10 protein-coding genes and 1 tRNA gene are annotated in these 16468 nt (G+C 47.6%); 3 read left to right on the top strand and 8 right to left on the bottom strand.

Annotation, left to right across the window (positions count from 1 at the left end; all coding sequences use genetic code 11):
• Positions 1-189: 189 nt before the first annotated feature.
• Together gcvP and gcvH are read right to left on the bottom strand one after the other, a co-directional pair.
• Positions 190-3141 carry an aminomethyl-transferring glycine dehydrogenase gene (gene gcvP, locus QUA58_RS17480; RefSeq protein ID WP_333395040.1) on the bottom strand — a complete coding sequence of 984 codons (2952 nt, stop codon included), beginning with the start codon at positions 3139-3141 and terminating at the stop codon, positions 190-192.
• 279 nt (positions 3142-3420) lie between these two features.
• A complete protein-coding gene (gene gcvH, locus QUA58_RS17475; protein WP_333395039.1) occupies positions 3421-3810 on the bottom strand; it encodes a glycine cleavage system protein GcvH in 390 nt (129 codons plus the stop codon).
• Positions 3811-3870: 60 nt separating this feature from the next.
• On the opposite strand from gcvH, the gene QUA58_RS17470 reads away from it, so the two are divergent.
• Positions 3871-4698: an alpha/beta hydrolase gene (locus QUA58_RS17470; RefSeq protein ID WP_333395037.1), complete on the top strand. Its 828-nt coding sequence runs from the start codon at positions 3871-3873 to the stop codon at positions 4696-4698.
• Positions 4699-4772: 74 nt separating this feature from the next.
• Here QUA58_RS17470 and gcvT read toward each other — a convergent pair whose 3' ends face one another.
• From gcvT to QUA58_RS17450, 4 genes are all read right to left on the bottom strand, one after another.
• Positions 4773-5924, bottom strand: a complete 1152-nt coding sequence (gcvT, locus tag QUA58_RS17465; RefSeq protein WP_333395035.1) for a glycine cleavage system aminomethyltransferase GcvT — start codon at positions 5922-5924, stop codon at positions 4773-4775.
• Between the two features lie 123 nt (positions 5925-6047).
• Positions 6048-6120: transfer RNA gene (locus QUA58_RS17460), tRNA-Ala, on the bottom strand.
• Positions 6121-6268: 148 nt separating this feature from the next.
• Positions 6269-6472 carry a hypothetical protein gene (locus tag QUA58_RS17455; protein WP_333253451.1) on the bottom strand — a complete coding sequence of 68 codons (204 nt, stop codon included), beginning with the start codon at positions 6470-6472 and terminating at the stop codon, positions 6269-6271.
• Positions 6473-6649: 177 nt separating this feature from the next.
• Positions 6650-6862, bottom strand: coding sequence for a hypothetical protein (locus tag QUA58_RS17450; protein WP_333253448.1), 213 nt, complete (start codon positions 6860-6862; stop codon positions 6650-6652).
• On the opposite strand from QUA58_RS17450, the gene QUA58_RS17445 reads away from it, so the two are divergent.
• Positions 6856-10194, top strand: coding sequence for an Eco57I restriction-modification methylase domain-containing protein (locus QUA58_RS17445; protein ID WP_333395034.1), 3339 nt, complete (start codon positions 6856-6858; stop codon positions 10192-10194). The genes QUA58_RS17450 and QUA58_RS17445 overlap by 7 nt on opposite strands.
• A gap of 173 nt (positions 10195-10367) precedes the next feature.
• Here the strand turns inward: QUA58_RS17445 and QUA58_RS17440 are convergent, their stop codons facing one another.
• The gene (locus tag QUA58_RS17440) at positions 10368-10811 is read right to left on the bottom strand and encodes an endonuclease domain-containing protein (RefSeq protein ID WP_333395033.1); all 444 of its coding nucleotides are present in this window, start codon (positions 10809-10811) and stop codon (positions 10368-10370) included.
• Positions 10812-11160: 349 nt separating this feature from the next.
• Positions 11161-15891, bottom strand: coding sequence for a glutamate synthase-related protein (locus QUA58_RS17435; RefSeq protein WP_333395032.1), 4731 nt, complete (start codon positions 15889-15891; stop codon positions 11161-11163).
• Between the two features lie 168 nt (positions 15892-16059).
• Between QUA58_RS17435 and QUA58_RS17430 the strand changes: the two genes are divergently transcribed.
• Entirely contained in the window at positions 16060-16233 is a 174-nt protein-coding gene (locus QUA58_RS17430) for a hypothetical protein (RefSeq protein WP_333253439.1), read from the top strand.
• Positions 16234-16468: the final 235 nt, after the last annotated feature.

Raw genomic sequence — 16468 nt, 5'->3', positions numbered from 1 at the left:
TTGCATATAAATTATATGTCAAGAAACAATTCCCCGTCTTGTGGGGCGTCTCGCCCGCCCTGAACATACAATTTAAATGTCCGACAGCTTATACATTTAGATATAACTTTTTGGGCGGGCTAGAAGCCCAACCCCTACTCCCACAATAGTATGTGTGTAAGGTGCCCTGGCCCACCCGGAGAGACTTATTTAACCTTGACTGTAAGCCTCCATTGGCAAACAAGAACAGACAAAATTCCGATCGCCAAAAGCATTATCTATCCGGCCCACCGCAGGCCAAAACTTATATTCGCGAGTTCCAGCAGTCGGATAAGCCGCTTGCGCGCGAGTATAAGGACGGTTCCACTCATCAACCATCAGAGATTCTGCGGTGTGCGGCGCATTTTTCAACAGATTATTTTGCGCGTCAACATTGCCTTTTTCAATCTCCGCAATTTCGCCTCGAATCGCAATCATCGCATCGCAGAAACAATCTAATTCCTGCTTCGATTCGCTTTCCGTCGGTTCCACCATTACCGTACCCGCGACAGGCCAAGAAACAGTCGGCGCGTGATAGCCGTAATCCATCAAGCGTTTGGCGATATCATCAACTTCAATAGCAGCAGATTTTTTGAGAAGGCGCAAATCCAGAATACACTCGTGCGCCACTAAACCCGATTTGCCTTTATACAAAACCGGATAATAAGATTCTAACCGATGCGCCATGTAATTAGCATTAAGAATTGCAACTTTTGTCGCCTCAGTTAAACCCACTCCTCCCATCATCCGAATGTACATCCAAGAAATAGTCAAAATGCTGGCACTTCCCCAAGGTGCGGCAGAAACAGCGCCAACAGATGTTTGTTGACTGTTAACTGTTGACTGTTCGCTGTTAAGAATAGAATGACTGGGCAAAAATTCCACCAAATGAGGCATAACTCCAATCGGCCCCATGCCAGGCCCGCCGCCGCCGTGAGGAATGCAGAAAGTTTTGTGCAAATTTAAGTGACAAACATCAGCACCAAAATCACCGGGGCGGCACAAACCAACTTGAGCATTCATATTTGCGCCGTCCATATAAACTTGTCCGCCGCAGTTGTGAACAATCTCGCAAATTTCTTTAATTTCTGACTCAAACACGCCGTGGGTAGATGGATATGTCACCATCAAAGCAGCGAGTTCATTTTTGTGTTTCTCGGCTTTTTTCTGTAAATCGGCGACATCAATATTACCCTGACTATCGCACTCGACAGCAACTACTTTCATCCCCGCCATGACTGCGCTAGCCGGATTTGTCCCGTGGGCTGACTGGGGAATTAAACAGATATTGCGGTGAGATTCGCCTCGGTGTTCGTGGTATTGGCGAAGGACTAACAATCCCGCGTATTCTCCCTGGGAACCGGCGTTTGGCTGCAAAGAAATTCCCGCAAAACCGGTGATTTCTGCCAGCCACTGTTCGAGTTGCACGAACATCATTTGATAGCCGCGAGTTTGATTGCGGGGTGCAAAGGGATGTATATTCCCAAATTCGGCCCAAGTTACCGGCAGCATCTCGGCTGTTGCGTTCAATTTCATCGTGCAGGAACCCAAGGGAATCATCGATGTATTCAGCGATAAATCCTTGGTTTCTAAACGGTGCAAGTACCGCAACAGTTCGGTTTCGGAATGGTAGCTGTTGAAAACTGGATGGGTGAGATAGCTGGTTGTGCGATCGCAAAAATCTGGTAAAGTCAAATAGGAATTTAATGCGTCTGCATCCAGCGGAATGTTGAGAGCGTTCTGCCCCTCGACCCTGATATAATCCTTATGCTGTCCGAAAATTTCCCATAAATCTTGCACGTCTTCAACAGTAACAGTTTCATCTAAAGTTATTCCGACTGTCGCCTCATCAAAAACTCGAAGATTAATGTTGCGAAGTTGGGCAGTTGCTAGAAGTTCTGACAGCGGTTTGTCTCCCAATTCTACTCGCAGAGTGTCGAAGAAAGGTTGAGAACCAATTTTGTATCCGAAGCTTCTTAAACCGGATGCCAAAAGTGCAGTTAAACTCCATACTTTTTCTGCAATGTCTCTGAGTCCAGACGGGCCGTGATAAACAGCATACATACTCGCCATCACTGCCAGCAAAACTTGAGCAGTACAAATATTGCTAGTTGCTTTTTCGCGGCGGATGTGCTGTTCGCGAGTTTGCAAAGCCAAGCGTAACGCAGACTTGCCGTTGGCATCTTTGGAAACGCCGACAATTCGCCCCGGAACTTGCCGTTTAAACTCTTCTTTTGTGGCGAAATAGGCTGCGTGGGGCCCTCCGAATCCCATCGGCACTCCGAAGCGCTGGGTGCTTCCTACGGCTATGTCAGCGCCGAATTCGCCGGGGGGCGTAAGCAAGCAAAGGCTTAAAATGTCGGCGGCTACTGTGACTAATGCGCCGACTTCGTGTGCCGATCGAATAAAATCCCTATAGTCGTAAATTGTGCCGTCTGTTGCTGGGTATTGCAGGAGCGCGCCGAAGATTGTACGATCGAACTCAAAGCTTTGATGGTCGCCCACAATAACTTCAATTCCCAGCGGTTTAGCGCGAGTTTGCACCACTTCAATAGTTTGAGGGTGGCAATCTCGGGAAACAAAAAACGCTTTTGCCCCCTTTTTGCTAGCGCCGTAACTTACCGCCATCGCTTCCGCCGCCGCAGTCCCCTCATCCAGCAAAGAAGCGTTAGCAATTTCCAAACCCGTGAGCTCGATTATCATCGTTTGGAAGTTCAGCAAAGCTTCCAATCGTCCTTGGGCAATTTCGGCTTGGTAGGGAGTGTAAGCTGTATACCAGCCGGGATTTTCCAGGATATTCCGCTGGATGACCGGCGGTGTGATGCAGTCGTGATATCCCGTCCCAATGTACGATCGAAATATCTGATTTTTTGCAGCAATTTCTTTCAATTCTGCCAAAGCAGCGTACTCGCTTTGCGCTGCGGGAAGTTGCAGGGGTTGATTCATGCGAATCGCCGCTGGAACAGTTTTGTCAATCAACTCATCAAGGCTGGAAATACCCAAAACATCCAGCATTTGCTGGATTTCGCTGGGTGTCGGACCAATGTGCCGCCCCGCAAAACCACCGATGGGGGAAAGGTTTTGCTGCTGGCTGGGTTCAACTTTCGGGCTGTAGAGTACCAAGGCGGATTCTCCTGAGTTAACTTTTGCTTCTTTGTTTGTAACATTTAGTCACAAAAGAAGGAAGAAGGAAGAGGGAAGATGGAAGAGGGAAGATGGAAGAGGGAAGATGGAAGAGGGAAGATGGAAGAAGGAAGAGGGAAGAGGGAAGATGGAAGAGAAACGATTTCCCCCTCTCCCCCTCTCCCACTCTCCCCCTCTCCCACTCTCCCACTCTCCCCCTCTCCCACTCTCCCTCTCCCCCTCTCCCACTCTCCCACTCTCCCACTCTCCCCCTCTCCCCTATTCCCCTTCAACCATTTTGCGGTACTCTTCGACAGACAAAGCATCACTGGTGTCGCTGAGACTGTCAACGCGCACTTTCAGCAGCCAGCCAGCCCCATAGGGGTCTTCAGCCAAGTTTTCGGGAGACTCTATAATGTCATCGTTGCGTTCTACGACTGTACCCGTAACAGGCGCTTTCAAATCTTCAACTGCTTTCACAGACTCGACTGTACCGAAAGCTTCGCCCTTTTCCAAGCCTGCACCGACTTCTGGCAAGTCTAGAAACACGATATCGCCGAGTTGGTCAACTGCAAAGGCACTGATGCCTATCGTGGCAATTTCGCCTTCGAGTCGGATGTATTCGTGGGTGTCTAGGTATTTCAGGTCATCGGGGTATGTTAGTGCCATGTCTTTTCTCGCAATAAACAAAGTATTCAGTAAATCTTAGTGAACTATGGGCATTGATTGATGAATAAGTGGAACAAAAAAAATATTAAACGCTTGCTTTTTGGAGAATTTTCTGTCAAAAGACTGATGCGATCTATAATTTTTATTTACGCATTTCTATGTTTTTATGGTTTCTTTTTTTCAGAACGGCTAATTTTTCAACCTCCGCCATCTAGCCAGAGTGATAGCAGGGAATTTATCAAAGTTAGCTCAGCTAATGGTATGAAAATTTCTGCTGTTCATTTTCCTAACCCGCAAGCTAAATATACTATACTTTACAGTCACGGGAATGCGGAAGACTTGGGCGACATTTTGTGGCTAGTCGGAGAAATTCGAGATAGCGGGTTTGCGGTGTTTGCCTATGATTATCAAGGTTACGGCACGAGTCAGGGAAATCCTTCTGAGGATAATACTTATCGTGACATTGATGCTGTTTATAATTATTTAACCCAACAGTTGGGAGTATCTGCAAAGCACATTATTCTTTATGGGCGTTCTGTGGGCGGTGGGCCGGCAATTGATTTGGCATCGCGGCAAAAAGTTGGTGGTTTGGTCGTTGAAAGTTCCTTTGTTTCGGTTTTTCGGGTGTTGACGCGGATTCCGATTTTACCCTTTGACAAGTTTGTGAATATTGATAAGATTGGCAAAGTTCGATCGCCTGTTTTGGTGATTCATGGTAAGGCTGATGAGGTGGTACATTTTTGGCATGGAGAGCAGCTTTTTGCGGCCGCTAAGCAGCCTAAATTCAATTTTTGGGTCGATCGCGCCGGACACAATGATTTGATGGACGTGGCGGGCGATCGCTATGCTACAACTTTGCGGGATTTTGCTAAAATGCTTTCGCAATAGCAACTCCTAGGGTGCGTCAGCCCGCGATTTTTTCGATTTGCAGCGCAGATAATTTGAGCTGACGCACCCTACATTTAATTTGGGCGGTTGGGAGAGCGATAAAATGGTTTTTTAACCACCGTCGCCGGGTAATTTTTCCCGCGAATCTCGACTTCTAACCGCTGGCCGATTTTCGCTAATTTTACCGGAAGCATCGCGAGGGCTACTGCCCGATTCAAGGTAGGCGACAATGTACCGCTAGTAACTTCTCCTACTGTTTCGCTTTCAAATATTACCGGATAGCCGTGGCGCGCAATGTGCCGCCCTTCCATTTCTAACCCTACCAACCGCTTCGATACTCCATTGGCTTTCTGCTGTTCCAAAACCTCGCGCCCAATAAAATCGCCTTTGCTGTCGAGGTGAACTACCCAACCCAATCCAGCTTCTAAAAGTGTGGTACTGTCGTCGATATCTTGGCCGTAAAGTGCCATTCCTGCTTCTAAACGCAAGGTATCTCTGGCCCCCAATCCGCAGGGAACAACGCCAGCATTGAGGAATTTTTGCCAGAGTTTTTTGCCTGTTTCTATATCCACCATGATTTCAAATCCATCTTCGCCGGTGTAACCTGTTCTGGCGATAAAACTCGGCTGTCCCAACAGGTTTGTTTCTAAGTGTCCGAATGCCTTAATTTGTGCTAGGTTTTCTTCCACAAAAGGCTGGAGATAGTTGACAGCTTCCGGGCCTTGAATCGCGATTAAAACTTGGTTTTTGGAGATGTCGGTAAAACTAATTTCGCTAGAGGCTAAGTGGGCTTCTATCCAGGCTTTGTCTGTGATGCGAGTGGCGGCGTTGACAATGATTGCTGCACGTTCTTCGCCAGTGATAGCGTCTGGTTCTTGGCAGTAGAAAATAATGTCGTCTATGATGCAGCCTTGGTTATTTAATAAGACTGTATATTGAGCTTGACCTGGTTGCAAGCGGCTTAAGTCTGAGGGTACTAGGGGCTGAAATTTTTCGATTAGTTGTTTCCCTCTCAAGCAGAATTTTCCCATGTGGGAAATGTCGAACATTCCAGCTTGTTGGCGTACTGCTTGGTGTTCGCTGCTGATGCCTGCGTACTGCACTGCCATCTCCCACCCGGAAAATGGTACCATCCGACCTTTGAGCTGTAATGATAGGTCGTACAGAGGCGATCGCGCAAGCTGGCTCGGCCTCTCTGGATTTTTGGGTTCAGTTGACTTTGCCACGGGATAATTGCTTTTTTTGCGGGTAGATTGTTTTAATTTTACGGGAAAGTGCGATCGAATTTAAGAAGACGCTGGCACTTTCAACCGCCGTCCGATCTAATTTTGTTGATCTAATCTTGTTTATGGAGAATAGCGGGCTCGAACCGCTGACCCCTACAATGCCATTGTAGTGCTCTACCAACTGAGCTAATTCCCCTTTCTTTTCGCGCTCTCAATCATGCCTTAATGGAGTAATGTTTGTCAAGCCTTTTTGAAAAAATAGTTTGGAGCCTTGAACTGGCAAGGCTTTGGACTTTTTTTTAAATCTCCTGGCTGCTTTTCAATGAACGAATCCCTACTATTATTTAATAAGTGTGTTGGGATATTGCGGTTAAATGGCTCAAGCAAGAGCCCATGAGGAAGTAGACGACTACCAGGGCTGCGGCTGAGGCCGCAACTAGGATCCCGGCTAGCATTAGTGAAAATTCGCGTTGTGCGATCGCCTCTTGCATTAGGTGCAAAGACCAGGCTACTAGGGCTACGTCAATTATTAAAATAGAAATCAGCATAAGTTACGATTTGTAACAGCGTACCTATTGTAACAAAACTTTTGGCTCAGTGCAGATTAGCTTACGCGCATTTAATTATTGCTGTAAAACCCGCAGGGAGCAGCGGAAAGGCACTGAGAAAAAATGATAGCTCTACCTAATAATTACGATATGCAAAGTAAATGAGATCGGGCTGAGCTATTGAGGGGCGGCGGGCGCGATCGTGGCGGGCGCGATCGCCTTTTTTGAGGGTAGGTGCGTTAGGGAAGCCGGCGCCTGCGGGAGGCTCATCAACGAAGAGCGATCGCCCGTTTTGAGTGTAGCTGGATGGGAGAATGGCAAAATCTCAGCCGTTGTTGCACTTAGATGCGGTAAAATTAACTTGATTAATCTGCTTTTAAACGATGACAAATCGCTCTACTCGCGCCCTTTTTCACGGCAAAACACTCAACACCGCTTTGCGCGCTTTTAGCTTTCCGCAAGATATGGAAGTGCGCCGCCAAAAATTGGAAAAGTGGATTGCTGCACTGAAAACGGGTACCTTAGACGAAATCAAAGAAATTTCCCTGCACGGCAGTTTTATTAATGATATTTTTCAGGATGTTTTGGGATATAGATCGGTAATTCAAGGTGCGGGGAAAGCTTGGGAAATTAACGCGGAACAAACGATATCTGATGGCGGCGGTTCTGCTGATGGGGCGATCGGCTTTTTTACTGCTGCTGACAATCCTCAAGGCAAAGCCGTTTCCCTGCAAGGTAAAGTGGTGGCTCCGATAGAACTCAAGGGAGCAAAAAATGATTTAGACCGTCCCGCATCCGGGCGAGCCGAGTCAGCCGTTGACCAAGGTTGGCGCTACGCTAATTATACACCCGATTGTCGCTGGATTATCGTCTCGAATTATCGAGAATTGCGACTTTATCATACCAATAAAACTCCCGCTTATTATGAACAATTTTTTCTGACTGACTTGGCGGATTTTGAAGCTTTTAAGCGGTTTTACTTTCTGCTATGCAGGCGCAATTTTTTGCCTTCTTCAAATCAAGCTCAAACAGTTTCTGCGATCGACAGACTGTTAAAAGACTCTGACGAAGCTCAAGAGGAAATTACCAATAAATTATATCAAGAATACAAAGCAATTCGACTCGCTCTCGTCAAGCATTTTCGCTTTACCGGGCCGCAGGACATTCCCAATCGCGATCGAATACTGATCGAAAAAGCTCAAAAAACTTTAGACCGCGTTTTATTCATTGCTTTTTGTGAAGATAAAGGATTGCTGCCGCGCAACACCCTCAAGAACGCTCACGACCACAAAGACCAATACAATCCTCGATTAATTTGGGAAAATTATCAATCTGTATTCCGCTGGGTTGATGTGGGAAATGACGACCCTCCCGTACCGGGATACAACGGCGGTTTATTTAAATTCGATCCGGTTTTAGACGTACAATTGACTGTGCCAAATCCCTTATGCAGTCTGCTTAATAAGCTGACCAGATTTGATTTTGATACCGAAGTTTCTGTTGATATTTTGGGGCATATTTTCGAGCAGTCTGTTACGGATTTGGAAGAGTTAAATGCTGAAACTACCGGACAGGAATACAATCCGAAAAAAGGCAAGCGGAAAACTCAAGGTGTGTTTTACACGCCAGCTTATATTACTCAATATATTGTCGAGGTTTCTCTGGGCGGCTATTTGCATCGGCGAGAGCAAGAGTTGCGCGATTTCTTCCTAATGGGCGAAGTTGCTGAAGAGTCGGTTCAGCCCCCAAAGAAAACTGCCATTAAGTTTTGGAAAGCCTATCGAGATGAGGTGCTGCAAAAAACGCGAGTTATCGATCCGGCGTGCGGTTCGGGTGCTTTTTTGATTGCGGCTTTCGATTATTTGATGCAGCAGTACGAAAGAGTCGATCGCGAATTGAATGCTTTGGGATGTAAGCCAAAAGACGGCAACTCGCTGGAATTTGACAGAAGCATTTTAAGCAACAACCTGTACGGCGTAGATTTGCTGCCGGAATCGGCGGAAATTACCAAACTTTCTCTCTGGTTGAAGACAGCCCAAGCGGGGAAAACGCTGACTTATTTGGATGATAATATTAAAGCGGGAAACTCGATCGTCGCTGACAGTAATGTAGCAGATACAGCGTTTGATTGGCAAGCTGAATTTCCCCAGATTTTTGCTGATGGCGGTTTTGATGTTGTCATTGGCAATCCGCCTTACGTGCGGCAGGAGTTGCTGTCTCCAATTAAACCATATTTGCAAGCAAATTATGAATCATATCACGGCGTAGCAGACCTCTATACTTACTTTTATGAACTCGGATTAAAGATTCTGAAACCGGGGGGAGTGCTTTCGTATATTGTCACGAATAAATGGCTGAGGTCTGGATACGGCGAACCTCTACGCAAGTTCTTTGCCAGTCAAGGTTTACTAGAGCAAATTATTGATTTCGGACACGCGCCCATTTTTGAGGATGCTGATACTTTTCCCTGTATTGTCGCAGTCAGGAAACCTCACCCATCTCCATCTATCTCTGAAACTGAAACCGAGATTGATCGAGGTAAATCTGAACCTAATTCGTCGGCGATGGTTTGTCCTGTGCCGCGCGAGGAACTTGCTAATATCAATCTTACACAATACGTTCAAGAACACGGTTATCAAATTTCGCGAGATCGTTTCACTGCGACTGCTTGGAGTCTGGAACCTCCGGCTGTTGATGAGTTGATGCAGAAAATAAAACAAGTTGGAGTTCCGCTCAAAGATTTTGCAGGGGTTAAGCCTTTATATGGCATAAAAACAGGATTTAATGAAGCTTTTTTAATTGATGAAGCTACTAAAAATAGTCTAGTTAAAGCTGACCCTAAGTCCGCTGAAATTATCAAGCCATTATTGCGAGGTCAGGATATAAAACGCTGGTGTCCTCAATGGGATGAAGTTTGGATAATCTTTGCTCATAGAGAGATTGAGATAGAAAACTATCCTACGATAAAATCTCATCTGGAAAAATATAGAACTAAGTTAGAAGCAAGAGCAGGCAAACAATTATGGTGGCAGTGGCAAGCCTCACCATCTTTTTGCAACCTATTTCAACAGCCTAAACTGAGCTATCAAGAAATTCAATTTCATCCAGCATATAGCTATGATAATAGGGGTTATTTAACAAATAATAAAGCTTTCATTATTCCGACTTCTGAATTGTATATCTTGGGAGTGCTTAATTCAGCACTCATCTGGTGGCACAATTGGCGGTATTTGCCGCACATGAAAGATGACGCACTGAGTCCCGTCGGCGAATTGATGGAAAAGCTTCCGATCGCACCACCAACTGACCAAATTCGTGCCGAAGTCGAATTAATTGTCAGCCGTTTAATTGAAATTGCCAAAACTAATCAAGAGACTCACCGAGATGTCTTGCAATGGCTGGAAATCACTTATTTAATTGATAAACTCGGACAAAAACTCGAAGACTTTTCTGCCCTTTCCTTTGCAGAATTCGTATCAGAAATCAGAAAGCGAATGCCAAAAACTAAATCCTCCGATCCTCTCGGTGTTGCTGGACTAAAAGCAGTCCGCGAAACTTATAATGAATATGCACCGGCCATTCAATCTCGCAAAGCTGAGGCGTTGAGACTCGAACACCGTTTATCTGACTTAGTGAATCAAGCTTACGGATTGACACCGGAAGAAATAGATTTGATGTGGAAAACAGCACCTCCGCGAATGCCGATCGCCAGACAGATTTGATATAATATTAGATCGGTGTTTGTCTTCGTCTGGAATGTTGGGATAACAATTTTTGCCGACCAATTATGCAATTTGTGCGGGATTTAAAGGTTAATTCTTGACCTTTGAGGTAATTTTTAATCTCCTGTTGTCTTGCTCCCCCCTTGCTAAGGGGGGTAAAACACCTAATGCTCTCAGCGATTTAATCCCCTGTTATCCCATCTTGCTCCCCCCCTTAGCAAGGGGGGGCTGGGGGGGGGTAAAACACCTAATGTTCTCAGCGATTTAATCCCATCTACAATCACATCTAGAACCCCATCCAAATTATGATAAACATTATCATTTGTAAACCTCAAAAAATTAATTCTTGCTGATTCAATAAATTCTTGCCTTTCCGCATCATATTCTACAGCATCTTCTTGAAAATGACTATCACCGTCAACTTCTAGTGCTAACTTGATTTCCGGCGAGTAGAAATCGATCACAAATTCTGCTACGCTGTACTGTCTGCGAAATTTACAATTCTCAAGCTGTCTGTTTTTGATTTTCTCCCAGAGACGTTTTTCAGCTTTTGTCATTTCTCTGCGAAGCCGCTGTCGCTTGAGTTTTTCTGAGGTTTTGTTGTAAAGTTTTGTCATTTTTTATTTGGGTTTTTTCGTTGCTTGCTTGGCTTTTCTTACCCCCCCAGCCCCCCTTGCTAAGGGGGAGCAAGAGGGTTTTTTGAGGTTGCTTGGCTTTTTTTACCCCCCCCCAGCCCCCCCTTGCTAAGGGGGGGAGCAAGAGGGTTTTTCGTTGTTGCTTGGCTTTTTTACCCCCGTTGCTAAGGAGGAGCAAGAGGGTTTTTCGTTGTTGCTTGACTTTTTTTACCCCGTTGCTAAGGAGGAGCAAGAGGGTTTTTTGAGGTTTTGTGAACTATCCGTGTAAGTCCGGTAGATGCAAAAAAGGGGCAACTCGCGTCGCCCCTCATCTATTTAATCAACTGGAAAATTAAACTTCCACAGCAATCTTTTGTTCCGAAGCCTCCGGCGAATTCGCTTCACTTGGCGGCACAACTTGCCAGAACTTAGGCAAATATTCAGCCCAATTTGCCAAAATCTTTTCAGCTTTCTTGCTGCCAGTTCGATCGCGCTGAGCCTCAATCAACTCCTTCAATTGCGCCTCCCCAGCCGCCGTACAAACGCGCTGCATCTTCACAATCTCCCCGTTGACGTGAGCTGGGAAAGTCCCATCTTCATCGAGGAAATAAGCCAAGCCGCCAGTCATTCCAGCGCCGACGTTGCGGCCGACTTTTCCTAACACGACGATCGCGCCGCCAGTCATGTACTCGCAGCAGTGATCGCCCGCACCCTCGATCACAGCTTTCGCCATCGAGTTTCGCACCGCAAACCGTTCGCCAGCTTTACCCGCAGCCAACAGAGTTCCTCCCGTCGCACCATACAAACAAGTGTTACCGACGATCGCATTTTCGGAAGCATCATACGTCGCACCAGCCGGCGGTGCGATCGCAATTTCGCCACCGTGCATTCCCTTACCAACATAGTCGTTGGCTTGGCCTGACAGTCGCAGCGTCATTCCCGGCAAATTGAACGCGCCGAAGCTTTGGCCCGCGCTACCCGTGCAGTTGAGGACGATCTCACCGCTAAAGCCGGTGTTACCGTATTGCTTGGCGATCGCACCACTGATTCTTGCGCCCACAGTGCGATCGGTATTCAGCAATTTTACACTCTTGCTAACACTGGTTTGATTGGCGATCGCACTTTTAATTTCAGCATCCGCCAACAAATCATCATCCAACACTGGCCCGTTGGTGTGAATATCGCCGTGAATCAAGAAAGATCGATCGCCCTTAGTATCCGGCAACTTAGTCAAACAATCCAAATTAATCGCTTGAGTTTTAGTTAGTTGCACCCCTTCGCGCATTGTCAGCAAATCCGCGCGGCCGATGATATCTGCGATCGACTTATAACCCAATTTCGCCAACAAACTCCGCACTTCTTCTGCTACGAAATAGAAGAAATTAACAACGTGCTCCGGCGTTCCGGGGAACCGTTTCCGCAAGTGTTCCTGTTGAGTTGTTACGCCCACCGGACAACTATTCATGTGACAAACGCGAGCCATAATACAGCCTTCAGCAATCATTGCCACCGTGCCAAAACCGTACTCTTCGCCGCCCATCAAAGCGCCTACAATCACGTCCCAGCCGCTTTTGAAGCCACCGTCAACGCGGAGCAAAACTCGATCGCGCAATTTATTTTCCATCAGCACCCGGTGAACTTCTGTCAATCCGAGTTCCCACGGAGAACCTGCGTGCTTAATCGAACTCAATGGCGAAGCACCGGTGCCGCCATCGTGACCGGAAATTTGAATCACATCAGCATTTGCCTTGGCCACACCGGCGGCTACAGTCCCGATGCCGACTTCCGACACCAACTTCACCGAAACTCCTGCTTTCGGATTGATTTGGTGCAAGTCAAAAATCAACTGCGCCAAATCCTCGATCGAATAAATGTCGTGGTGAGGAGGAGGCGAAATCAAAGTGACACCCGGTTTCGATCGGCGCAAATAAGCAATATACTCGCTCACTTTCGGCCCCGGCAATTGACCGCCTTCACCCGGTTTCGCACCTTGTGCGATTTTGATTTCGATTTGTTTGGCGTTCATCAGGTACTCAGGAGTTACCCCGAAACGCCCGGAAGCTACTTGTTTGATCGATGAAGAAGCTGTATCGCCGTTTTGCAAACCTTTCAAGTGAGGTAGAGTTTGTGAGAAACCAGCCTCGCTGACATCGTTTAGCATTTTGTAGCGCACCGGATCTTCCCCGCCTTCGCCGGAGTTGGATTTGCCACCGATGCGGTTCATCGCAATGGCGAGAGTTTCGTGGGCTTCCGGGGACAAAGCGCCGAGGGACATTCCGCCGGTGGCGAAGCGCTTGACAACATCTGCTACAGATTCGACTTCTTCGATGGGGATGGCAGGGCGATCGCTCGCAAAATCCAGCAAATCTCGCAAAGCCGTTACCGGCCTGTTTTCTAGCTGTTGCTTGTAAACCTCGTAATGGTCGTAGGCACTTGCACCATTTTTGTCACCACTTGGTGTCATTTTTGGTTCGGCCCCATTGCCATTACTGTTAGTTTGAGCCTTAAAAGTAGTCACAGCCCTGTGCAAAGCCTTAGCCATTTCCGGGCTGTTCATGTGATATTCACCGCCCCGGCGGTACTGCACGAAGCCGAAGTTTTCCAGCTTTTTCAGAATCAATTCTGGGAAAGCCTGACTGTGGAAAGACATTACCTCGTTAGCCAGTTCCGCCACACTCAAACCGCCGATGCGAGAAACAGTGCCTTTGAAGCCCAAATCGAGCAAATCACCGCCAATGCCGATCGCCTCAAAGATTTGCGCCCCCTGATAGCTAGACAGCAGCGAAATCCCCATTTTCGACAAAATCTTCAGCAAGCCATTTTCCACCGCTGTGCGGTATTTAGCTTGAGCTTCAGTGACGGTAATTTTGGGAACTTTGCCGTGCTGCATCAAATTTTGAGTTTTGGTGTCAAACCACCAGCCGCGCACGCTTTCCAATGCCAAGTAAGGGCAAATAGCCACCGCACCGTAACCCATCAAACAAGCGAAGTGGTGAGTGCTCCAACATTGGGCGGTATCGACAACTAGCGAAGTTTGCATCCGCAGCCCAACGCTAATTAAGTGGTGGTGAATCGCACCAACTGCCAGCAACGGAGGAATGTAAGTACATTCAGCACTCAATCCACCCGAAGATACATTGCCTTCTTTCTTCAAAAGTCGATCGCTCAAAATCAGAATTCTCGAACCCTCGCGCACCGCTTCAGCCGCCTCTTGACAAAGTTGCTCGACTGCGGTTTTCAAACCTCCGGGCCCTGCAGCGATTTTGTAAAGAGTGGACAATTCGGTGGCGGGGAAAGACTTTTGGTCTTTCAAGAAACACAGTTCAGCGTCGTTGAGTACCGGGGAATCAATTTTTAGCAGCTTGGCATTTTCCGGGATTGTTTGCAATAAATTGCCCCGCAAGCCTACATTCATTGTGAGTGACATCACCATCCCTTCGCGCAGGGGGTCGATCGGCGGATTTGTCACTTGAGCGAACCGCTGTTTGAAATAGTTGTACAGCAACTGAGGCTTTTCTGAGAGTACGGCCAAAGGAGCGTCATCGCCCATGCAGAAAGTCGGTTCCTTCCCAGAACTCGCCATCTCCACAATCACCATATCCAAATCTTCGGCGGTGTAGCCAAAAGCAGTTTGGGTTGCTAAGAGTGTTTGCGGTTCCAGGGTTGCCGTTTCCGCAAAAGGCTGCGGTTCCAAGGTTTCGCGGTTTTGTTTCAGCCATTCGCCGTAGGGGTGGCGCTTAGCAATTCGCTGTTTTAGCTGCCAATTTTTGAGAATTTCGTGGGTTTGCAGGTCAACTGCAATCATTTGTCCTGGCCCCAAACGGCCTTTTTCGACAATATCTGCTTCGGGAATATCGACAACTCCGGCTTCGGAGGCGACAATTACCAAACCGTCTTTAGTAATGCAGTAGCGGGCCGGACGCAAACCGTTGCGATCGAGCGTAGCACCTACTTGTTTGCCGTCGCTGAACACCAGCAAGGCCGGGCCGTCCCAAGGTTCTTGAATGCCGCTGTAATATTCGTAAAAATCTACAATTTCGGGATAGGTGGCCAAATCCGGCTGATTTTTGTAAGCTTCCGGCACCAGAATTGTCAGGGATTCTAGGGGAGTGCGGCCGGAGTGCACCAACAATTCCATCACGTTGTCCAAGTTGGCCGAATCGCTGCTTTCGGGATTGACGATTGGGTTGAACGTGTCGATGTCGGCTTGACTCCAATTCGGGTGAGACAAATTGGCTTGTCGCGCCTTCATCCAGGTAATATTGCCCAACAGCGTGTTAATTTCGCCGTTGTGTCCCAGCAAGCGCATCGGCTGGGCTAAGTGCCAGCGGGGCATGGTGTTGGTGCTGAAGCGGCGGTGATAGACGGCGAAGGAGCTTTTATAAGCGGGATTTTTCAGATCTGGGTAAAATTCTGCTAGTACGGCCGATCGCACCATGCCTTTATAGACGATCGTGCGGCAGGAAAAAGAGCAAGTATAAAATTCTCGGCGGGTGAAGTTGGGGCGATTTGATAGGGCGTGTCCGATCGTGCGGCGGGCCAGAAATAGCTGTCTGTCGAGTTCGTCTCCGGTTAAGTCCGGTGAACTGACAATTACTTGTTCGATTTGAGGCTGATTTTCTAGCGCTTGCGGGCCCAAAACCGAGGGTACAATGGGAACTTTGCGCCATCCCAAAAGTATCAGCCCGCGATCGGTCAGAACTTGCTCAACCACCTGCCGCGCTATAGTCGCTTGAAATTTATCTTGAGACAAAAACAGCATTCCCACGCCGCAGTTTTCCCGTGCTGGGGGCACAATTCCCTGTTCGGCAAACCAAGCATCCAGCAATTCCCAAGGAATCGCGGTCATCAAACCCGCACCGTCGCCGGAATCTTGGTCGGCGCTGCAACCGCCGCGGTGTTCCAGACAAGTTAAGGCTGGCAGAGCTTTTTGAATCAGCGAGTGAGTAGCTTTACCGTTTTGGTTGGCAATAAAGCCTACACCGCAGGCATCTCTTTCTTCCACTAACCAGCTTTGGCCGGCATAGGGAGTTCCTCGTTGAGTCTGATGCACGTTGCTGTTTGGATCGATCGTATTACCCATGTTGATTGAAAGTTATTTCGGTGATTGTGTGGTTGATTTGTTTTTATAGCTCGGAGAGAGAATGCTGCCGAGTGGTGGGATCTTAGTAAATCTTGAAACAGCACATAGCAAGCTGATTTAGATAAAAATTTACGTCGATGCTGCCTGCACTGAGGACTGAAACCCTGTTTGCCAATTTTAAATTATGTCGCTCGCATCGCCTCGGAGATGTCTCCTAGAATACCCTGCTGTGAAAAAGCAGTGATTCTTTGGGCGATCGCCGCCCTGCAACTACAGACATTGCAGGCAATTCCCTACCGGATAGCTGCGCTAGCGCGGGTTTTTTGGGTGTTTTTTCCCTGAGTCCGCAAGGGTAGCCTTGCAGCGGAATCAGGTAGATAGTAACTTTAGCGTTATTTTGCTGACTGCGCTGTTGAGTTGCTTTCGTTAGCGCCCGCAGACACAAAAGCCACCTGCCCGCTCAGTCGGTAGGTGCAATCTAGCAGCGTGGTTCACAACTGTTGACACTCCTCGCGCTAAAGCGACGAGGATTCTTAAGACCATATTTTCTGTCTTAAAGGCGCTGACAAAGTGCCCC

The organism is Microcoleus sp. N9_A1, assembly GCF_036701795.1.
Classification (GTDB): domain Bacteria; phylum Cyanobacteriota; class Cyanobacteriia; order Cyanobacteriales; family Microcoleaceae; genus Microcoleus.
Note: the sequence above shows the minus strand (reverse complement) of the source record. Positions and strands in the feature narration are given on the sequence as shown.